This is a genomic window from Aquabacterium sp. (assembly GCF_036279655.1).
Taxonomy (GTDB): domain Bacteria; phylum Pseudomonadota; class Gammaproteobacteria; order Burkholderiales; family Burkholderiaceae_C; genus Aquabacterium.
In genome coordinates this window covers 16,710-37,544 of the sequence record NZ_DASUIT010000146.1, presented here as the reverse complement: position 1 = coordinate 37,544, position 20,835 = coordinate 16,710, and the positions used below count along the sequence as shown (strand labels likewise).

General features: G+C 64.8%; 17 protein-coding genes. 14 read left to right on the top strand and 3 right to left on the bottom strand.

Translation table 11 applies throughout. From position 1 onward, the window contains the following. Positions 1–205: 205 nt before the first annotated feature. Positions 206–1,261: a GTP-binding protein gene (locus tag VFW84_RS15565; RefSeq protein WP_329681376.1), complete on the bottom strand. Its 1,056-nt coding sequence runs from the start codon at positions 1,259–1,261 to the stop codon at positions 206–208. 85 nt (positions 1,262–1,346) lie between these two features. Between VFW84_RS15565 and VFW84_RS15560 the strand changes: the two genes are divergently transcribed. The 9 genes from VFW84_RS15560 (at position 1,347) to VFW84_RS15520 (ending at position 11,785) form a co-directional block, all read left to right on the top strand. After that, positions 1,347–2,240 (top strand): HlyC/CorC family transporter, encoded by an 894-nt coding sequence (locus tag VFW84_RS15560; RefSeq protein ID WP_414639013.1) that lies wholly within the window; start codon positions 1,347–1,349, stop codon positions 2,238–2,240. A 5-nt stretch (positions 2,241–2,245) separates the two neighbouring features. Further along, positions 2,246–3,829 (top strand): apolipoprotein N-acyltransferase, encoded by a 1,584-nt coding sequence (gene lnt / locus VFW84_RS15555; protein ID WP_329681375.1) that lies wholly within the window; start codon positions 2,246–2,248, stop codon positions 3,827–3,829. A 61-nt stretch (positions 3,830–3,890) separates the two neighbouring features. After that, entirely contained in the window at positions 3,891–4,811 is a 921-nt protein-coding gene (gene glyQ, locus VFW84_RS15550) for a glycine--tRNA ligase subunit alpha (RefSeq protein ID WP_329681374.1), read from the top strand. A gap of 2 nt (positions 4,812–4,813) precedes the next feature. Continuing rightward, positions 4,814–6,985 carry a glycine--tRNA ligase subunit beta gene (gene glyS, locus VFW84_RS15545; RefSeq protein WP_329681373.1) on the top strand — a complete coding sequence of 724 codons (2,172 nt, stop codon included), beginning with the start codon at positions 4,814–4,816 and terminating at the stop codon, positions 6,983–6,985. 42 nt (positions 6,986–7,027) lie between these two features. After that, positions 7,028–7,636, top strand: coding sequence for a D-glycero-beta-D-manno-heptose 1,7-bisphosphate 7-phosphatase (gmhB, locus tag VFW84_RS15540; RefSeq protein ID WP_329681372.1), 609 nt, complete (start codon positions 7,028–7,030; stop codon positions 7,634–7,636). 131 nt (positions 7,637–7,767) lie between these two features. Next, positions 7,768–8,601, top strand: coding sequence for a SprT family zinc-dependent metalloprotease (locus tag VFW84_RS15535; RefSeq protein WP_329681371.1), 834 nt, complete (start codon positions 7,768–7,770; stop codon positions 8,599–8,601). 118 nt (positions 8,602–8,719) lie between these two features. Continuing rightward, positions 8,720–9,880 carry an HPP family protein gene (locus tag VFW84_RS15530; protein ID WP_414639015.1) on the top strand — a complete coding sequence of 387 codons (1,161 nt, stop codon included), beginning with the start codon at positions 8,720–8,722 and terminating at the stop codon, positions 9,878–9,880. 146 nt (positions 9,881–10,026) lie between these two features. Continuing rightward, positions 10,027–11,244, top strand: coding sequence for an NO-inducible flavohemoprotein (gene hmpA / locus VFW84_RS15525; RefSeq protein WP_329681370.1), 1,218 nt, complete (start codon positions 10,027–10,029; stop codon positions 11,242–11,244). A 70-nt stretch (positions 11,245–11,314) separates the two neighbouring features. Then, positions 11,315–11,785, top strand: a complete 471-nt coding sequence (locus VFW84_RS15520) for an Rrf2 family transcriptional regulator (RefSeq protein WP_329681369.1) — start codon at positions 11,315–11,317, stop codon at positions 11,783–11,785. Here the strand turns inward: VFW84_RS15520 and VFW84_RS15515 are convergent. Then, on the bottom strand, positions 11,772–12,872 hold the full coding sequence (locus VFW84_RS15515) for an MBL fold metallo-hydrolase (RefSeq protein WP_329681368.1): 1,101 nt from the start codon (positions 12,870–12,872) through the stop codon (positions 11,772–11,774). The genes VFW84_RS15520 and VFW84_RS15515 overlap by 14 nt on opposite strands. An 83-nt stretch (positions 12,873–12,955) precedes the next feature. Here VFW84_RS15515 and can point away from each other — a divergent pair, with 83 nt between their 5' ends. Together can and aceK are read left to right on the top strand one after the other, a co-directional pair. Further along, positions 12,956–13,636 carry a carbonate dehydratase gene (can, locus tag VFW84_RS15510; protein WP_329681367.1) on the top strand — a complete coding sequence of 227 codons (681 nt, stop codon included), beginning with the start codon at positions 12,956–12,958 and terminating at the stop codon, positions 13,634–13,636. Between the two features lie 36 nt (positions 13,637–13,672). Continuing rightward, positions 13,673–15,562, top strand: coding sequence for a bifunctional isocitrate dehydrogenase kinase/phosphatase (gene aceK, locus VFW84_RS15505; RefSeq protein WP_329681366.1), 1,890 nt, complete (start codon positions 13,673–13,675; stop codon positions 15,560–15,562). 57 nt (positions 15,563–15,619) lie between these two features. Here the strand turns inward: aceK and VFW84_RS15500 are convergent, their stop codons facing one another. Continuing rightward, the gene (locus VFW84_RS15500) at positions 15,620–16,420 is read right to left on the bottom strand and encodes an outer membrane protein assembly factor BamD (protein ID WP_414639014.1); all 801 of its coding nucleotides are present in this window, start codon (positions 16,418–16,420) and stop codon (positions 15,620–15,622) included. 102 nt (positions 16,421–16,522) lie between these two features. Here VFW84_RS15500 and VFW84_RS15495 point away from each other — a divergent pair, with 102 nt between their 5' ends. The 3 genes from VFW84_RS15495 to rluB all read left to right on the top strand — a co-directional run bounded on the left by VFW84_RS15495 (position 16,523) and on the right by rluB (position 20,716). Continuing rightward, a complete protein-coding gene (locus tag VFW84_RS15495; RefSeq protein ID WP_329681365.1) occupies positions 16,523–17,614 on the top strand; it encodes an RluA family pseudouridine synthase in 1,092 nt (363 codons plus the stop codon). Positions 17,615–17,825: 211 nt separating this feature from the next. Next, positions 17,826–18,572, top strand: coding sequence for an SMC-Scp complex subunit ScpB (gene scpB / locus VFW84_RS15490; protein WP_329681364.1), 747 nt, complete (start codon positions 17,826–17,828; stop codon positions 18,570–18,572). Next, positions 18,572–20,716: a 23S rRNA pseudouridine(2605) synthase RluB gene (rluB, locus tag VFW84_RS15485; protein ID WP_329681363.1), complete on the top strand. Its 2,145-nt coding sequence runs from the start codon at positions 18,572–18,574 to the stop codon at positions 20,714–20,716. Before scpB ends, rluB begins: the two co-directional genes overlap by 1 nt. Positions 20,717–20,835 lie beyond the last annotated feature (119 nt).

The window sequence follows — 20,835 nt, the reverse complement described above, 5'->3', positions numbered from 1 at the left end:
CTTGGGGGCCTTGGTGGATGCTGTCTTGGCGGTCGCCGACTTGGAACTGCCCTTGTCGGCTGACTTGGCTGTGGTCTTGGTCACAGGATTCTCCTTCCCGGAAAACTCGATCCATCTACAAAAGATGTTCACTCGGTGACGCGTGGCCTGATACTGCTCCATCGCCTCTTCGCTCTTGTCAGAGCGCGCGGCATTGTAGCCACACTTACACGAGGCATCCCTCCAGACCTGCCCTGAGCAGGTCCTGTGGCAGGTCGATGCCGATGAAAACCATCTTGCTGGTCTTGTCTTCACCGGGGGCCCATTTGGGGCCGACATCGCTGCCCATGATCTGGTGCACACCCTGGAAGACCACCTTGCGGTCCATGCCCTGCACGTTCAGCACGCCCTTGTAGCGCAGCATGCGCGGGCCGTAGATCTGCACCACCGAGCCCAGGAAGTCTTCGAGCTTGGTGGGGCTGAATGGCCGCTGGGCCTTGAACACGAAGGACTTCACGTCATCGTCGTGCGCATGGTGGTGCGGGTGATCGCAGTGCTCGCCATGGGCGTGGTCATGACCGCAGTCGTGGTCGTGGCCGTGTCCGTGGTGGTGATCGTGCTTGTCGTCCTTGAGGAAGTCCGGGTCAATGTCTAGCTTGGCGTTCAGGTTGAAGCCGCGCAGATCGAAGACCTCGCTGATGGCGACATCGCCGAAATTGACCCGGCGCTGCGGGGCGCGGGGGTTCATGTGCTTGATGCGGTGCGCCAGGGCGTCGGCCTCATCCTGAGTGACCAGATCGGACTTGCTCATGAAGATCTGGTCGGCAAAACCCACCTGGCGACGCGCTTCCTGGCGGGTGTCGAGCTGGGTGTCGCCATGCTTGGCATCGACCAGGGTGACGATGGCATCCAGCAGATACTGGTCAGCGATGTCGTCGTCCATGAAAAAGGTCTGGGCCACGGGGCCGGGGTCGGCCAGACCCGTGGTCTCGATGACGACGCGGTCGAAGCTCAACTCGCCGTTGTGGCGTTTGAGGGCCAGGTCGGTCAGGGTGGAGCGCAGATCTTCACGGATGGTGCAGCACACGCAGCCGTTGTTCATCTGGATGATCTGCTCCTGGGTGTCGGCCACCAGGATGTCGTTGTCGATGTTTTCTTCACCGAATTCGTTTTCGATGACGGCGATCTTCTGGCCGTGTGCTTCGGTCAGGATGCGCTTGAGCAGCGTGGTTTTGCCGCTGCCCAGAAAGCCGGTAAGGATGGTGACAGGAATCAAGCTCATAGCACAAGTGTAGCCCTCAAGGTGCATCCCTGCAGCCACAGCGCTTGCGCTATTCTTGCTGTATCTCAACTACGACACCCCCGCCGTGTCTGAACCTTCCCATAGTCGGGCGCCCCGCGCCGACCGCGCTCACGCTGCCTCTGCGGCCCGTGACCGCCGCAGCCTGTTCGAGCGCCTTGTGGAGTTCATCCGCCCGGGGCCTGATTCCACCGATGAGCTGATCGAGTCGTTGGCCGACGCCGAGCAGCGTGAACTGATCGAGCCGCAGTCCCGTGTGATGCTGGAGGGTGTGATCCGCATGGCCGGCATGACGGCGGGCGATGTGATGGTGGCCACGCGCCGCATGGACATGCTGGACATCGAGTCACCCTATGACGAGGTGCTGGCCTTCGTGATCGCCACGGGACACTCGCGCTTCCCGGTGTTTGAGGAAACGCGGGACAACATCATCGGGGTGCTGCTGGCCAAGGACCTGCTCAAGCTGCAGCGCGCGCCTGAACTGAACCTGCGCACGTTGCTGCGTCCGCCCATGTTCGTGCCGGAATCCAAGGGGCTCAACGAGTTGCTGCACGATTTTCGGGCCAATCGCAGCCATCTGGCCATTGTGATCGACGAGTTCGGCAAGACCGCCGGGCTGATCACCATCGAGGATGTGCTGGAGGAAATCGTGGGCGAGATCGAGGACGAATTCGATCATGACGACGCCGGCAGCGCCATTTTCACGCTGGCCGATGGTAGCCAGCGTGTGGCAGGTGATGCCGATGTGGTCGATGTCAATGCGGCCTTCGGAGTCCAGTTGCCCGTCGATGATTTCGACACCATTGGGGGCTTGGTGGCCCATGAACTGGGCCGGGTGCCTCGGCGAGGCGAGGTGGTCGAGATCGCCGGCCTGCGTTTTGCGGTGATGCTGGCCCGCGGCGGCTCGGTGCGCTGGTTCAAGGTCACTCGCCTGACAACGGCCGACCACACGGAAGGCTGAGGCGGATGTCATCTTCTTTCGGCCGCTCGGGTGGCATGGGTGGCTCGGTCGCGCCGACAGCACGCTGGATCCTCGGTGGGCTGCTGGCAGGTGGGGTGCAGGCGCTGGCCTTTGCCCCAGCCCTGTCCGCCGCAGGCGCGTGGTGGCCAGCTCTGGCACAGACCTTGGCGGTGGCCCTGCTGGTGGGCCTGCTGCATGCCGCGCCCCGGCCCGCAGTGGCGGCCTGGGTGGGCTGGGCCTTCGGCAGTGCCTGGCTGCTGGGCGGCACGGGCTGGATGTTCGTGAGCCTGCACCGCTATGGTGGGCTGCCCGCCTGGTTGTCCGCCTTGGCCGTGGGCTTGTTGTGCATGGCCTTGTCCATCTATCTGGCCTTGGCGGCCTGGTGCTGGGCGCGCTGGCGTTGCCGTCGCTGGGGGGGCGATGCCCTGATGTGGGGTGCTTTGTGGTTGCTGGCCGAGGTCGCCCGAGCCTTGATCTTCACGGGTTTCCCGTGGGCGGCCAGTGGTTACGCATTGGTGGACTCGCCTTGGGCCAGCCTGGCGCCCTGGGTGGGGGTCTATGGCATGGGGCAGGTCATGGTCACGGGGGTGGCGGCGGTGGTGCTGGCGGCCTGTCTGCGCCGTGGGGTGTGGCCGGCTTCGGCGTTGCTGGTAGCGGTCACGGTGGGCTTGGCCGCCGTGAACACCTCGTTTGTGTCGCCCCATGGGCGGCCCCTGCAGGTGACCTTGCTGCAAGGCGCCGTTCCACAGGACGAAAAGTTCGTGCCTGAGCACCAGTTGGCCAATCTGGCCTGGCATGCCGAGCAACTGGCGGCGGCTCGGGGCGATCTGGTCGTCGCGCCTGAAACCGCCATTCCCCTGCTGCCGGCCGATCTGCCGATGGGTTACTGGGATGGTTTGCTCGCGCATTTCCAGCAAGGGCCCACGGCCGCGCTGATCGGCTTGCCCCTGGGCAGCATGGAGCAGGGTTACACCAATTCGGTGGCCGGGGTCTCGTCGGCCACCCGCGATGCGCCAGGAGGCATCTACCGCTACAACAAGGTCCACCTGGTGCCCTTTGGCGAGTTCATTCCCTGGGGCTTTCGCTGGTTTGTCAACATGATGAACATGCCCCTGGGGGACTTCAGCCGGGGGCCGCGCCAGGCGCCGTCCTTCCCGGTGGCAGGGCAGTGGGTGGCACCCAACATCTGTTATGAAGATCTGTTTGGCGAGGAGTTGGCCGCGCGCTTCCAGCCCGGTCAGACCCCGGTGCCTACCGTGCTGGCCAATGTCAGCAACCTGGCTTGGTTCGGCGAGCACGTGGCCATGGCCCAACATCTGCAGATCGCCCGGCTGCGCTCGCTGGAGTTCCAGCGGCCGACGATCCGAGCGACCAACACCGGGGCCACGGTGGTGATCGATCATCGGGGGCAGGTCACGGCCAGCCTGCCGTTCAATACCCGTGGCGCGCTGCATGCCTCGGTGCAAGGCACCACCGGTCTGACGCCTTTTGCGCGCTGGGCGGGGGCCTGGGGGCTGTGGCCGCTGATCGGTCTGGCGGTGGGGATGGTGCTGGCGCTGCGTGTTTGGCGTCCAGGGCCCGTAAAATGAACTGTTTTGCCCACGGCATCCTGGCGCGTGGGCGTTTGAATTCAAATCCAAGGCGATTGACATGCTGACTTTCCAGCAACTGATCCTGCGTCTGCAAAGCTACTGGGATGCCCAAGGCTGTGCCCTGCTGCAACCCTATGACATGGAAGTGGGTGCCGGCACCAGCCACACTGCGACCTTCCTGCGCGCCCTGGGCCCCGAGCCCTGGAAGGCCGCCTACGTGCAGCCCAGCCGTCGTCCCAAGGATGGCCGCTATGGCGAGAACCCCAACCGCCTGCAGCACTACTACCAGTACCAGGTGGTGCTCAAGCCCGCGCCGGCCAACATCCTGGAGCTCTACCTGGGCTCGCTCGAAGCGCTGGGCTTTGACCTCAAGAAGAATGACATCCGCTTCGTCGAGGACGACTGGGAGAACCCCACCCTGGGCGCCTGGGGCCTGGGCTGGGAGGTCTGGCTCAATGGCATGGAGGTGACCCAGTTCACCTACTTCCAGCAGGTCGGCGGCATCGATTGCAAGCCCATCACCGGCGAGATCACCTATGGCCTGGAGCGTCTGGCCATGTACCTGCAGGGCGTCGAGAGCGTCTACGACCTGGTCTACGCGCCTGGCGTCAAGTATGGCGATGTGTTCCACCAGAACGAGGTCGAACAGTCCACCTACAACTTTGAGCACAGCAACGTCGAGTTCCTGCTGGATGCCTTCACCAATTACGAGACCCAGGCCAAGTACCTGATGGAGCAGCAACTGGCCTTGCCCGCCTATGAGCAGGTGCTCAAGGCGGCGCACACCTTCAACCTGCTGGACGCGCGGGGTGCCATCTCGGTCACCGAGCGGGCTGCCTACATCGGCCGCATCCGCAACCTGGCGCGTGCCGTGGCGGCCGCCTACCTCGACAGCCGCGCCCGCCTGGGTTTCCCCATGGCGCCCAAGGCCTGGGCTGACGAAGTGATCGAACAACTCCAAAACAAGAAGGCTGCCTGAGCATGAGCACCGCCAATCTGCTGGTTGAACTGTTTGTTGAAGAGCTGCCGCCCAAGGCGCTCAAGAAGCTGGGTGAGGCCTTTGCGGGCGTGCTGTCCGACAGCCTCAAGGCCCAGGGCCTGGTGGCCCAGGATGCCGCCGTGACCTCGTTTGCATCCCCTCGTCGCCTGGCCGTGCATGTGGCCGACGTCGCCCGTCAGGCGGCTGACCAGGCCGTGCAGCAAAAGCTGATGCCGGTGTCCGTGGGTCTGGATGCTTCGGGCCAAGCCACACCTGCCTTGCTCAAGAAGCTGGCGGCACTGGGCGCAGGCCCCGAGGTGGTGCCCACACTCAAGCGCGCGCCTGATGGCAAGGCCGAAGCCTTGTTCTTCGACAGCATCCGGGAAGGCGCCACCCTGGCCGCGGGCCTGCAAAAGGCCCTGGACGAGGCCATTGCCAAGCTGCCCATCCCCAAGGTCATGACCTACCAGTTGGAGCAGGGCGATGGCGCCGACTTCCAGCCGGGCTGGACCAGCGTGAACTTCGTGCGCCCCGCCCACGGGCTGGTGGCGCTCCATGGCGACCAGGAGGTGCCCGTGTCGGCGCTGGGTCTGAAGGCCGGCCGCACCACCCATGGCCACCGTTTCGAGGCCCGCGTCAGCCCCGTGATCGTGCTGACGGCAGACACCTATGCCGACCAGCTCCGTCGTGATGGCGCGGTCATCGCCAGCTTCGCCGAGCGCCGCGCCGAGATCGTGCGCCAGCTTGATGCGGCTGCGGCCAAAGCTGGATCGAACCTCAAGCCCATCGAGGACGATGCCCTGCTGGACGAGGTGACCGCTCTGGTGGAGCGTCCCAATGTGCTGATCGGCCGCTTCGAGGAGGCCTTCCTGGAAGTGCCTCAGGAGTGCCTGATCCTCACGATGAAGGCCAATCAGAAGTATTTTCCCTTGCTCGATGCCTCGGGCAAGCTGACCAACCAGTTCCTGATCGTCAGCAACATCAGCCCTGAGGATGCCAGTGCCGTGATCGGTGGCAATGAGCGTGTGGTGCGCCCCCGTCTGGCGGACGCCAAGTTCTTCTTCGACCAGGACCGCAAGAAGACCCTGGAGTCTCGCGTGGGCGGTCTGGCCCGCGTGGTCTATCACGGCAAACTGGGCACCCAGGGTGACCGTGCCGAGCGTGTGCGCGCCATTGGCCATGAGATCGTCAAGCAGTTGCGCATGGCCGTCTACCCCTACACGGTGCTGGCCAAGGACGAGCTGGATGTGCTGGACAGCAAGGTGCAGCAGGCCGCCAGCCTGGCCAAGACCGATCTGCTGACCGACATGGTTGGCGAATTCCCGGAGCTGCAGGGCATCATGGGGGGCTACTACGCTCGCCACGAAGGCCTGCGCGACGGTGTGGCGATCGCCATCGAGGACCACTACAAGCCGCGTTTTGCGGGCGATGCGCTGCCGCGTAACCACACCGGTACCGTGGTGGCCCTGGCCGACAAGCTTGAAACCTTGGTGGGTCTGTTCGGCATCGGTCAGTTGCCCACGGGCGACAAGGACCCCTTTGCCTTGCGCCGTCACGCCCTGGGCGTGATCCGCATCCTGATCGAGAAGAACCTGTCGCTGGAGCTGCCCGCCCTGATCTCGGCCGTCGTGCCGGTGTTTGGCGAGCTGATCCATGACCCCAGTCTGGCGCTTCAGGACTTCTTCTATGACCGCCTGGCTGTGTCCCTGCGCGAGCAGGGCTACAGCGCCCAGGAGGTCGATGCCGTGCTGGCGCTGCAGCCCGCCCGTCTGGGTGATGTGCCGCGTCGTCTGGCGGCCGTGCGCGCCTTTGCGGCCTTGCCCGAGGCCGCGTCGCTGGCCGCGGCCAACAAGCGCGTGGGCAACATCCTCAAGAAGATCGACGGCGAGGTGCTGGCCCAGGTCGATCCCGCCTTGTTCAAGGAGCCTGCCGAGGGCGCCCTGCACGCGGCACTGCAACAGGCCGCTCCCGTGGCCACGGCGGCGTTCGAGGCGGGCGACTACACCGCCTCCCTGCAGGCCCTGGCCGTGCTCAAGGCGCCGGTGGATGCCTTCTTCGACAGTGTCATGGTCAATGCGGACGATGCGGCTCTGAAGGCCAACCGTCAGGGGCTGCTGGCCCTGCTGCATGCGGCCATGAACCGCGTGGCCGATCTGTCCCGTCTGGCGGCCTGATCGGGGCTGCGCTGACACGAGGAGTGCGTCATACTTTCGTCCATGAAGCTGGTCATCCTCGATCGCGACGGCACCATCAACCACGAGCGTGACGACTACATCAAGTCGGCCGACGAGTGGGTGCCCCTGCCGGGGGCCGTCGAGGCCATTGCCCGCCTGAACCATGCTGGCTGGCATGTGGTCGTTGCGACCAACCAGTCGGGCATCGGGCGGGGACTGTTCGACATGGCCGCGCTCAATGCCATGCACGCCAAGATGCATCAGATGCTGGCGCGCCATGGTGGGCGGGTCGATGCCGTGTTCTTCTGTCCGCATACGCCTGAAGATCAGTGCACCTGCCGCAAGCCACTGCCTGGCCTGTTCCGCATGATCGGCGAGCGTTTTGGCGTGGACCTGGCGTCCGTGCCCATGGTGGGTGATCTCCCTCGGGATGTGCTGGCGGCCCAATCCGTGGGCTGCGAGCCGCATCTGGTGCGCACCGGCCAGGCCGCCACGATGAGCGAGGCGGAACTGGTCGAGCTGCGTCGTCAGGTGCCCGATCTGACCATCCATCCGGACCTGTCTGCTTTTGCAGACTTCCTGATTTTGCGGGATCGCCATGCCCACGGCGAGGACAGCCCCGTGACCACCCACATGGGTGAGCTCTCATGAGCCCCGTGACGGCGGGTCAGATGAGCCTGCCGTGGTGGGATGACGATGTGCCGGTTGGCGAAACCCCGGGCCAGGGTGTGGCCCCGACAGTACCCCCTGCGGCCCCCCCTGGCCGCCCTGATGTTCCTGATATGAGTGACCGCCGAATCCTGCTGACCCGCCCCCTGAGCGACCTGCCAAGTGGCGAGCTGCAGCAGACAGCCAGTGGCCTGGCGGTGTTCCGCCATCCACTGGCACAGCACGAGATCCGGCTGGGCGACGCCCTGGTCGGCTTCGAGCTCAAGCGGGTGCGCCGCCGCAGCATCGGCATGGTGGTAAGCCCAGAGGGGCTGAGCGTGCGTGCGCCCCGGTGGGCGGGCTGGGGGGAGATCGAGCAGGCCTTGCAGAGCAAGGGCCGCTGGATCTGCAGCAAATTGGCCGATCACAAGGTGCGCGAGCGCCGACAGGAGGCCGCGCGCATCGACTGGCGCGAGGGCGCGAGTGTCCCCGTGCTGGGCGAGCCCGCCATTCTGGTGCTCGATGGCCGGGTGCAGGGCGCCCGTCTGAACGAGGACGGCCAGGCCCTGCCAGGGGTGGCCCGCAAGACCCTGCATGTGGGGCTGCCCCAGCACGCCACGGCCGAGCAGATCCGTGACACGGTGACGGCCTGGTTGCAACGCCATGCGCTGGAGGTCTTCGAGCAGCGCGTGAAGCATTTCGCGCAACAACTGGGGGTGACGGTCTCACGCATCCGTCTGTCGTCGGCGCGCACACGCTGGGGCAGTGCCAGTGTGGATGGCTCCATCCGTCTGCATTGGCGCCTGATCCACTTCAGCCCCGCCATCGTCGACTATGTGGTGGCCCATGAACTCGCCCACCTGCGCGAGATGAACCACAGCCCTCGCTTCTGGGGCGTGGTGGCGTCGGTGCTGCCTGAATACGACCACGCTCGCGAACAACTTCGGCACGCCATCATCCCGGACTGAGCTTGAATGTAAGATGCATCCTGTTTGCATCTTATGCCGTGTGACCGCGGCCTCAAGTGGACTCAGTTCAGGAGCAGATCACCCGATGAGCAAGCGTACGGTCTGGCGCCTTCCTCGCATGGACGGCCTCGAGTGGCGTGATGTTGCACAAGGCACGCGCGCATGGTTTGGCGCCTTTGTGCCTGCGCCGGTCATGGTGGATGCTCAAGAACGCTGGCGTGCGGTGGTCGGTGCCTTGCTGGGGCTGCTGCTGACGGCGTGGACCGGGCAGTGGCTGCTGGGCATGTCTCTGACAGGCACCTGGCTGGTGGCGCCTCTGGGGGCCAGTGCCGTGCTGGTGTTCGCCGCGCCGGCCAGCCCTCTGGCGCAGCCCTGGTCCGTTGTGGGGGGCAACAGCGTGTCGGCTCTGGTGGGGGTGCTGTGTTCGATGCTGCTGCCCGATCCCACGCTGGCCGGCGCGGTGGCGGTGGCCTTGGCCATTGCCGTGATGCTGGCGATGCGCTGCCTGCACCCACCGGGTGGGGCCATGGCCTTGTCGGTGGTGCTGGCCCACGCGGCACATGGGCACTTTGCCATTGGGGCCGCGATGGTTGACTCTGTGGTGCTGGTGCTGGCCGGTGTGGCCTACAACGCGGCCACGGGGCGGCGCTACCCTCACACCCAGCTCGCGCCCGCCCGCAGCCAGGAGAGTGGCGTCGGGGCGCGTTTCAAGTCGGCCGACCTCGATGCCGTGCTGGCCCGCTATAACCAGGTGCTGGACGTGAGCCGGGATGATCTGGAGAACATCCTGCAGGCGGCCGAACTGGAGAGCTACCGTCGACGCATGGGCGAGATCCGGTGCAAGGACGTGATGTCTCGCCAGGTGCTGGCCGTGCAGTTCGGATCCAGTCTGCAGGAGGCCTGGCACTTGATGCGTTCTCATCAGATCAAGGCCCTGCCCGTGATCGATCAGTCCAGGCGCATTGTGGGCATCATCACCCTGGCGGATTTCATGCGGGAGGCACGCATCGATCAGGCGCCAGGCATGGCCCACAGGCTGCGCGAGTTCATTCGACCCGATGGCTTGAGCACGTCAGACAAGCCTGAGGTGGTGGGCCAGATCATGACGCGGCAGGTGCGGGTGGTTAGCCAGGATCGGCATGCCATCGAGCTGATGCCGCTTTTCACCGAATCGGGGCACCATCACATTCCGGTCATCGATGAAGACCGGCGCCTGGCAGGCATCATCACCCAGTCGGATTTCGTTCGTGCCTTGCACCGCATCGAAGACCCGAACTGAAACCTTTGCATTTGATGTATTTTTAAAACATCTTATGATGATCGGGCACGGCAAGCCGCGCAGTGAGAGGTGCATTCGCGCGGAGTGCGGGTGCTCCCTTTTTTTGATCATTAAGATGTATTAAAAATACATCAAAAGGAAAGTGCATGTTGAATCTGTCGACCCGTCAACTTGTCAAGGCCACGGCCCCCGTGCTCCAGAAACACGGTGTGGCCCTCACGCGGCATTTCTATGCACGCATGTTCGAGCACAACCCCGAGCTCAAGCCCATCTTCAACCAGGGCCACCAGCGCACTGGCAGCCAGCAGCAGGCGCTGGCCATGGCCGTGGCTGCGTATGCCGAGCACATTGACGATCCTTCGGTGCTCGCGCCGGTGCTGACCCGCATTGCGCACAAGCACGCCAGCCTGGGCATCCGCGCGGAACACTACCCCATCGTGGGCCAGCACCTGCTGGCCTCCATCCGCGAAGTGCTGGGGGATGCCGCGACCGACGAGTTGATCACCGCCTGGGCTGCGGCCTACGGCCAACTGGCCGATGCGTTGATCGGGCAAGAGTGCGGGCTGTATGCCGAGGCAGCGTCCCGGCCCGGAGGCTGGAGCGGATGGCGTGGCTTCCAGGTCCTGCGCAAGCGCCTGGAGAGCGAGGAGATCGTGTCTCTGCTTCTGCAGCCTGCCGATGGCGGCACGGTGCCAGATTTCCGGCCCGGGCAGTACGTGTCCGTGCGGGTGTTCGTGCCAGCCTTGGGCATGGTGCAGCCCCGTCAGTACAGTCTCTCGGCACCTCCGGGCGGCAAGACCCTGCGCATTTCCGTCAAACGCGAAGACGGTGGCGAGCAGACGCCGGCGGGCTGGGTCTCCAATGTCCTGCACGATCAGGTCGTGGCAGGCGATGTGATCGATCTGGCGCCGCCCATGGGCGACTTCTTCCTGCACGAGGACCGCAGCGGCCCGGTTGTGCTGATCAGTGGCGGGGTGGGCGTGACACCCATGATGGCCATGCTCGACCACCTGCTGCAGCAGGGCTCGTCGCGTCAGATTCGCTTCATCCATGCCTGCCGACATGGCGGTGTGCATGCCTTCCAGTCGCATGTGGCGCATCTGGCGCTGGAGTATCCTCAACTGCGTAGCGTGGTGCACTACGAGCATCCTCGCCCGGAGGACAGGATCGGCGCGGGGTTTGATCGCCCGGGCCGCATCGATCTGGCGGCCTTGCAGGACACCGTTGTGCTGCCCGATGCCGACTATTACCTGTGTGGGCCGATTCCCTTCATGCAGGCTCAGATCAGGCAGTTGTCCGCTCTGGGGGTGTCGGCCGATCGCATCCACGTCGAGGCCTTTGGCACGGGCGGTGTGGCGACTTGATCGTGACCGTGGGTCAAAATCCGGCGCGGGCAGCGTATGCTGCCTGCATGGGTTTTTTCCGCCAACAAGCATGCAACTGACGCACTTCACCGACCTGGGGTTGAGGGTCCTGATGTACCTCAGTCACCAGGATCGAGACACCCCAGTCACGATCAGCGAAATCGCCGAGCGTTTTGCCGTGTCGCGCCATCACCTGGTCAAGGTTGTTCACTTCATGGCCCAGCACGGCTGGTTGATCACCACCCGGGGCAAGGGAGGCGGTCTGGCCCTGTCGAATCCGGCCAGCACCTACCGCCTGGGGAGCGTCATCCGGGTGCTCGAGAACGTGACCGAATTGATCGATTGCGCCGAACCTCCCTGTGCCTTGCGAGGCCAGTGTCAGCTCAAGTCACTGATGGACCAGGCCCTGGACGCCTTTTTCGGGGTGCTGGACCGCTACACCCTGGCCGATGCGGTGGCGTCCCCCACGGGGGAGGCCATCGTCACCTTGCACCGCATGGGCTGGACATCGCGCCCACCGGCTGCGCTCACGCGCGGCTGAAGCGCCACACGCCCTGGGCATCGCGTTCGCGACGGACCTCGCCGAGGTGCCACAGATGGTTGATGTGCGCCACGGCCTCGCCCATCGCGAACGAGGTCTGGTGCTGGTCCAGAACCCGGTTGAACAGCACGGGCAGCAGCTCGGCCGCCGTCGTGGGGCCGTGCGACAGCACCGCGCGGATGTCCGCCAGACGGGCCTCATGGTGGTCTCGCAGTGCTTGCACGCGCGAGTGAATGCCGACAAAGGGATGCCCATGCGAGGGCAGCACCAGGGTGTCCGCCGGCAGCGACTCGAAGCGTGCGATGGAGGCCAGGAACAGGCCCAGGGCATCGGCCTGAGGCTCCACATCGATCACACTGATGTTGGTCGAGATCTTGGGCAGCAGCATGTCGCCCGAGATCAGGACACCCAGCGCCTCGCTGTACAGCGCCATGTGTTCGGGGGAGTGCCCGAAGCCGGCGATGCAGCGCCAGCGCTGCCCTCCGATCGTCAGGTCCTGCCCTTCCCGCAGGCGGTGGTAGGCGGTGGGCAGCTCAGGCACCATGGAGGCGTAGTAATCGCCACGCTGGCGGATCTTGGCGAGCAGATCGGCATCTTGCAGGCCGTGCGCCGTGAAGTAGGCCGCTGCACGCTCGCCGCCGTAGCCGGTGGTTTCGCGGCAGGCCAGCTTGGCGGCAAAAAAATCGGCCGCACTCATCCACAGTTCGGCAGGGTCGCTTGGGGCGCTGAACTGCTCGATCAGCCAGTGCGCGTTGCCCACATGATCCGGGTGCATGTGGGTCACCAGCATGCGGCCCAGCGGGCGTGAGGCCAGGGGGCCGCGCCAGAGCGTTTGCCAGGCCTGCCGGATCGGTTCGATGGCGATGCCGGCGTCCACGACGGTCCAACTGTCCTGGCCACCCAACTGATCGTCCAGCACCCACAGATTGATGTGGTTGAGCGCAAAGGGCAGGGGCATGCGCACCCAGTGAAGGCCGGGGCGGAGCTCCATCCATTCTCCGACCTCGGGCTGTGCCTGGCCCCAGGGGTAGTGCAGGGCCGCAGGCAAGTGCAGTGTGTGTTCTGTGCGCGGGTTGGCGTCGCTCATGAGGGGTGGTCGGATCGTGATCCATGCATTGTGTCACTGCAGGTGATGGCGAGGGGGCCTGCGATTTGTCTACACTGCAAGGCATGACACTAGATCACCTGTTTGACCAGAACCGTGCCTGGGCGCGCGACATTGAGCAAAGAACCCCGGGCTTCTTTTCCCGCCTTCAGCAGCAGCAGAGCCCGGAGTACCTGTGGATCGGCTGCAGCGACAGCCGTGTACCGGCCAACGAGATCGTCGGTCTGCTGCCCGGTGAGCTGTTTGTGCACCGCAATGTGGCCAATGTGGTGGTGCACTCCGATCTCAATTGCCTGTCGGTGATGGAGTTCGCCATCGACTCCCTCAAGGTCAAGCACGTCATGGTCGTGGGGCATTACGGCTGCAGCGGTGTCAATGCCGCCATGCGGGACATTCGTGTGGGCATTGCCGACAACTGGCTGCGCCATGTACAGGACGTGCGCAACCAGCATCGTGCCTGGCTGAATCGCCTGCCTGACGGGCCGGCCCGCCTGGACGCCCTGTGCGAGCTCAATGTGCTGGAGCAGGCGGTCAACGTCTGCCACACCACCGTGGTGCAGGATGCCTGGGCACGCGGGCAGCAGGTGTCCGTGCATGGTTGGGTCTATGGCCTGCACAGCGGCCTGATCAACGACCTGCGCATGACCACCACCCAGGCAGACGACGTGCCCGGGGCCTATGCCGGTGCGCTGGCGGCGCTTCAGGCGCGGTATGCGCATCACCTCGACGCATCGCCTCAGGCCTGAAACCTGCTTCGATCTCACCCAACTCATCGCCACGCCATGTTCCCCCAGCAACTCACCGACACACGGGTGTTCGAGATCGCGCAAGCCTTGCTTGACGGTTTCGACAAGCACTACCAGATCTTCCGTGCCACCAGCGCCAAGGCCAAGCAGCGCTTCGAGCAGGCGGACTGGCATGGCCAGCAAGATGCCCAGCGCGCCCGCATCGAGTTCTATGACCTGCGGGTGGACGAGACCATCGAGCGTCTCAATGAGCAGTACGATGCCAGCAACCTGCCCATGGAGGTCTGGCATCAGATCAAGCTGTTCTACATCGGCTTGCTGACTGGGCACCACCAGCCGGAGCTGGCCGAGACCTTCTTCAACTCGGTCACCATCAAGATCCTGCACCGCCAGTACTACCGCAACGACTTCATTTTCGTGCGTCCGGCCGTCTCGACCGAGTACATCGACGATGAGGACACCGATGGTTTCACCAGCTTTCGGGCCTACTACCCCACCAAGGACAATCTGCGCGACACCCTGCGGATCCTGGTGCGCAACTACGGCCTGTCCATCCCGTTCGAAGACCCCGATCGCGATCTCGATTTCGTGTACGACGCACTGCTGGCCCAGATTGGCAATGTGCGTCTGCGCACCAATTTCCAGATCCAGGTGCTGACCTCGCTGTTCTATCGCAACAAGGGGGCCTACATCGTCGGCAAGGTGGTCAACGGTTTCCGCAGCCTGCCATTTGCCATTCCCATCCTGCACAACTCCAAGAACCGGCTCTACATCGATGCGGCCTTGTTCGGTGAAGACGACCTGCTGGCCCTGTTCAGCTTTGCGCGCGCCTACTTCATGGTCGACATGCTGGTGCCATCGGCCTATGTGCAGTTCTTGCGCACCTTGATGCCCCGCAAGCCGCGCGGCGAGCTCTACAGCGCCATCGGCCTGCAAAAGCATGGCAAGAACCTGTTCTACCGTGACTTCCTCTTCCACCTGCGGCATTCGACGGACAAGTTCCGCATTGCCCCGGGCATCAAGGGCATGGTCATGCTGGTGTTCGACCTGCCGTCCTACCCCTTCGTGTTCAAGATCATCAAGGACTACTTTCCGCCCCAGAAGGAGACCACCCGCGAGCTCATCATGAGCAAGTACCAACTGGTCAAGCAGCATGACCGCGTCGGGCGCATGGCCGACTCGCTGGAGTTCACCAATGTGGCCTTCCCCAAGGGGCGCTTTGACGATGAGTTGCTGGCCGAGATCCAGAAGTTCGCCCCCAGCGTCATGGAGGAGGAGGGCGATGCGCTCATCATCAAGCACCTCTACATCGAGCGGCGGATGATCCCGCTGAACATCTACATCCAGGAGGCCGAAGGCGAGTCCCTGGAGCACGCCGTCATTGAATACGGCAACGCGCTCAAGGACCTGGTGGCGGCCAACATCTTCCCGGGCGACATGCTGTGGAAGAACTTCGGGGTGACCCGCAACGGCAAGGTCGTGTTTTACGACTACGACGAGATCGAGTACGTCACCGACTGCAACTTCCGCACGGTGCCTTTGCCTCGCAACGAGGAAGAGGAGATGTCAGGTGAGATCTGGTACACGGTGGGCCCGCGTGACGTCTTCCCCGAGACCTTCGGCCCCTTCCTGCTGGGTGACCCCCGTGTGCGGGCGATCTTCATGAAGCATCACGCCGACCTGTTGGAGGCGGCTTTCTGGCAAGGGCACAAGGAGCGCATCAAGGCGGGCTATGTGCACGATGTCTTCCCCTACGATCGCTCACGCCGCTTCAAGAACCTGATCCAGACCCAGCTCAGCGCGGAAGAGGCGGCCGAACTGGCGCCAGTGGAAGAGCCGGTCGAGGTCGAACCCATGGGCCCGGAGGTGCACGACCAGGGACGCCTGACGGGCTTCAATACCGGGGGCGCCGGCGGCGACGCCTGAATGAAAAAGGCCACAGGATGATCCTGTGGCCTGTCTGGCATGAGGGGCTGATTCAGATCACCACAATTGCCACCAGGGCTTGGCCGCAGGCGTGAAGCCTTCACTGATAAAGCGGCTGTCCGGGAAGTTGCTCTTGAGCACCCGCAGGGCGTCGTCACGCAACTCGGGCATGGCCAACTGGTCGTAGCTGCGCACCATGATGTAGAGCGCTTCCTCGACGGCGGGTGAATTGCGGAACTCACTCACCGTGGTCTGCGCGCGGTTGGCGGCGGCCAGGTAGGCGCCTCGGCGGTAATAGAAGCGCGCCACATGCACTTCACCTGCAGCCAGCGAGTTGACCACGTAGTTCATGCGCAGGCGGGCGTCTGCGCTGTACTTCGAGTTGGGGAAGCGCTCGACCAGTTGCTTGTAGGACTCGTAGGCATCACGCGAGGCCTGCTGATCACGCTCGGACAGGTCCTGCTTGGACAGCCAGCCGAACATGCCCAGGTCATCGTTGAAGTTGACCAGGCCTTGCAGGTACAAGGCATAGTCCATGGCCGGGCTGGTGGGATGCAGGCGCATGAAGCGCTCGATCTTGGCCAGGGCCTGGGCACGCTCACCTGTCTTGTAGTAGGCGTAGGCCAGCTCCAGCTGGGCCTGCTGGGCCATGAGGGTGCCCGAGGCGCGTGCCTCGACCTTCTCATAGCGCTTGATGGCCGCCTCATAGTTGCCCTCCGACGCCTCATCGCGGGCATCGGCATACAATTTGTCGCTGCTGACCCCGGCGAATTCGTCTTCGGGGGTCGAGCCACAGCCCGCCAGCCCGGCCGTCAAGGTGACGGCGACCAACCCTGCCCACAGGCCTTTGCTCAGCAGACCAGTCAGGCTGGTCCGGGAATGCTTGAAAACGTTCACTTGATGGTTGTGCGGAGGTCCGCCAGGAATGCGAAACACCCCGCAGTATAGAAGCCCCGCACGATGCCTCGTTCAACAAAAGCGCTGAAGAACCTCCCCGAGGAGCTGGAAGACGACCCGACGTGGGTTCAGGATGACGATCTGGAGGGGGACGATGCCCTGCCGGACGACGGACTGACGCCTGCGGCCATGGGGCAGCCACCCAAGGCCAGACAACTGGATGTGCGCGTCGACGCCCAGAGTCATGGTCGGCGCATCGACCAGGTGCTGGTGGGTTTGGCGGGCGAGTTCTCGCGCAGCCACCTCAAGGCCCTGATCGAGCGGGGCTGCGTGCAGGTCGACGGCCAGGCCGTCACCTCGGCCTCCCGCAAGGTGCAGGCCGGACAGCGGCTGCAGGCGTCCCTGGAGCCCACCGCCGAAAGCAAGGCCTTCGTGGCCGAGCCCATGGTGCTGCCCATCGTGTTCGAGGACGAGCACATGCTGGTCATCAACAAGCCGGTGGGCATGGTCGTTCACCCGGCGGCAGGCAACTGGAGTGGCACCTTGCTCAATGGTCTGCTGGCCCACCATGCGCATGCGGCACACCTGCCGCGAGCAGGCATCGTGCACCGACTGGACAAGGACACCAGCGGCTTGATGGTCGTGGGCAAGACCCTCATGGCCTGCACGGCGCTGACACGGGCGATCGCCGCGCGCGAGGTGCACCGCCAGTACCAGGCCCTGGTGTGGGGGCAACCCCCTCAGCAGCTCCGCATCGACGCCCCCATCGGGCGGGATCCGGTCTCCCGGGTGCGCATGGCCATCGTCGCCACCGGCAAGCCGGCGATGACGGACGTGCACACGGTGGCCACGGCCCAGGTCGATCTGCCCGGGCGACCGGGGCCTGCGGCCATCAGTGCGGTGGAGTGCACCTTGCACACCGGTCGCACCCACCAGATCCGGGTGCACCTGTCCTCGCGCAAGTGGCCCTTGCTGGCCGATGGCCTCTATGGCGGTTCCGCAGCGCTGGGCATGACGCGTCAGGCCCTGCACGCTGCCCGCCTGACTCTGGCGCACCCGTTTCATGGGGGGAGCGTCACATTTGATGCATCTTTACCCCCAGATATGGCAGCGGCCTGGTCTGAGGTGGTGCATAATGGGTTAACAAGCGTGTGACACGCTGCAGATGGCGGGCGATCCCAAGGGACACCACCGCTGTCGCATCAGGGATGAAGCCCAGGCGCCAAGAGCGCGGGCAGAGCCCTGACAGGGAAGGGGGGCACCTCCCGACAACGACGCCCCCAACGATCCGATTGATGCGGCCTCTCAAGGCATCGACTCCGTGAGGGAGCCGGTCCCCGTTGAACGTCGCGAAGCGACTGGAGAGATGGATATTCTCGATAGCCAGGATGCTCAGTACATCCTTGAAGCGGCGCTGCTGTGCGCCGACCAACCCATGACCATCCGCGATATGCGGGTGTTGTTCGACGGCGCGCTCTCCGCAGACGCCGTGCGCACCTTGCTGGGCCAGCTCGTCGAGCGCTGGCAGGGCCGGGGCGTCGAATTGCGCGAGCTGGCCTCTGGGTGGCGCTTTCAGACCCGTCCCGAGGTGCAGGATCACCTCGACCGTCTCAACCCTGAAAAACCACCCAAGTACTCGCGGGCCACCATGGAGACGCTGGCGATCATCGCCTACAAGCAGCCCGTGACCCGTGGGGACATCGAAGACATTCGTGGCGTGACCGTGAGCACCCAGATCGTCAAGCAACTCGAAGACCGGGGCTGGATCGAAGTCATCGGTCATCGCGATGCCCCGGGGCGTCCGGGCCTGTACGCCACCACGCGCCATTTCCTGGACGACATGGGGCTCCAATCCCTCGAGCAGCTGCCCGCGCTGGACGGACTGACCGGTGCGCAGAGCTTGCTGCCGGGCCTGGAGACCCTGGTCGAGTCCGATGTCGACCCGGATGCGGTGCAGGCCGCGACAGACAGCGAGGCGGACGACAGTCAGCCGCCCTTGATCGATCCTCAATCTTCTCTCCTGGATGAGGCCTCCTTGCCTCTTCCTTCCGACAGTCAGGCCCCTCAGACCCCGTCTGACGACCCCCTGAACCCTGATCCCCTTTCCGTTTGATGAGCACCGAAAACGCCATGCAAGAGCCCAACGATCTGACGCCCCCCGTTGACGGGGCCGCTCCCACCGATGCGGGTGCGGAAGCCAAGCCCAAGCGCACGCGTCGTGCCAAGGTGGCCGAAGATGTGCCCGCGGTGGAGGCCGACGCCCCCGTCGCGCGCAAGACGGTGAAGCGTCGCACCAAGGCGGCGGAGTCCGACGTCGTGGCCGAGGCCGCACCCGAGCTTGCTCCTGAGGTGCCAGCGCCTGCCGCGGATGCGGAGTCGGGTGCAGCCAAACCCAAGCGCGCGCCTCGCAAGCCCAAAGCGGTGATGGCTGATGAAGCTCCGGCCATCGACGTCGTACCCCCCAGCGAGCCGGTCGTGCGCGAGGTGGCGGGTGACGGTTTCCTGCAACTGGCGCCCGCCACGGAGGCGGATGCCTTTGCTGTGGAGGCCTCCGGTGAGGAGGGCGGAGCCCCCCGTGCACAGGATGGTGAGCCGCGTGAGCGAGGGGCTCGCCGGGATCGAGGCGACCGACGTGAGCGCCGCGACCGTGGTCCTCGTCGCGAGGGTGCGGAAGGTGATCGTGGGTCGGTGGCTGGCGTCGAGGCCGAAGGGGCTGAGTCTGTCGACGGGGCGGAAGAGGGTGCGGAGCAGGGTGATCAACGCCCCTCGCGCCGTGCCGCCATCGCCGCAGAGCAGGCTGCTGCGGTGTTCAGCGAGTTGCTGGCCGGTGATTTCGACAAGCTCTATGAAGAAGAAGCCGAGCCCGAGGATGAAGAGGCGGCCCAGACCAAGCGCGTGCTGCGCCCTGAGCCCGATGCCCCCAAGCTCCAGAAGGTGCTGGCCCAGTCGGGTGTGGGTTCACGTCGCGACATCGAGCAGATGATCGAAGATGGTCGCATCTCGGTCAATGGCGAGGTGGCCCACATTGGTCAGCGCGTCTCCTTCGGCGACAAGATCGCCGTGGGTGGCAAGCCCATCCGCGTGCGCATCTCGCCCCCGCCCGCTCGCATCCTGGCCTATCACAAGCCCGTGGGTGAAGTGGTCACCCACGAGGATCCGCAGAACCGTCCGACCGTGTTCCGTCGTTTGCCGCGCCTGCAGAACGGCAAGTGGCAGTCGGTGGGGCGTCTGGACCTCAATACGGAAGGCCTGCTGCTGTTCACGAACTCGGGTGATCTGGCCAACCAGTTGATGCACCCCCGTTTTGGCGTGGAGCGTGAATACGCCGTGCGCGTGCTCGGCACGCTTGCGCCCGATGCCAAGAAGCGTCTGCTCGAGGGAGTCGAGATCGAAGGTCAGACGGCCTCGTTCAAATCCATCGAAGAAGGTGGTGGCGAAGGTGTCAACCGCTGGTACCGCGTGGTCATCACCGAAGGCCGCAACCGCGAAGTGCGCAAGCTGTTTGAAACCGTGGGCCTGACGGTCAGCCGCCTGATCCGCGTGCGTTACGGCGCCATCGTGCTGCCGCACGGTCTCAAGCGTGGCGTCTGGGTCGAATTGGGTGAGTCCGATGTGCGCGCCGTGAAGGCCATGGCTGGCGGAGATCGCCAGGAGCAGCAGGGCGGTCGCGGCGAGCGCGGCGGCCGTGGTGATCGCGATGATCGCCAGGGTCGTGGTCAGCGCGGTGCTCAGGGCGGGCAGCCCGGCCAGGGGCAGCAGGGGCAGTCAGGGCAAGGCCAGGGCAAGTTCGGCAAGGATCGGTTCAACCAGGGCGGTCCTCGCGGACAAGGCCAGGGGCAGGGTCCCCGTGGGCCAGGAGGCCAGGGCGGGCAAGGCGGCAAGGGTGGTTTCGATCGCCCCGATCGTCAGCAGGGCTTCAAGCCTCCGCGCGACGAACGTCCGGCCGATCGCGGCCATGACGGAGACGACGATCACGATCACATCGGGCCGATCCCCAATCCGCTGGAGCAGACCTTCGATCGCCGTTTCGCCAAGGGATCCAAGCGCATCACCGCCGGTTTTGGTCGTCCTGACCAGCACGATCACGGTCAGCGCGGCGGTGCCAAGAAGGGCGGCCCGCGTGAGCCCGATCCCTTGCAGACCTCGGTGGGCTACATCGGTGCCGATGCCTTCTTTGGCAAGAGCGGTGGTGGTGGCAACCGGGGGGGCGGCAACCGCAGTGGGGGCGGTGGCGGCGGCGGTCGAGGCCGTCGCTGATCCCCGGCCGTTGTGCCATTTTTTACCACCCGGTCTGCGGGTAAGTCTCAGCTTGACGTCAAGCGGACACTTGCTCGCAGTACAATGCCGGGTTTTGTCTAACTAACCGATTTTCCGGA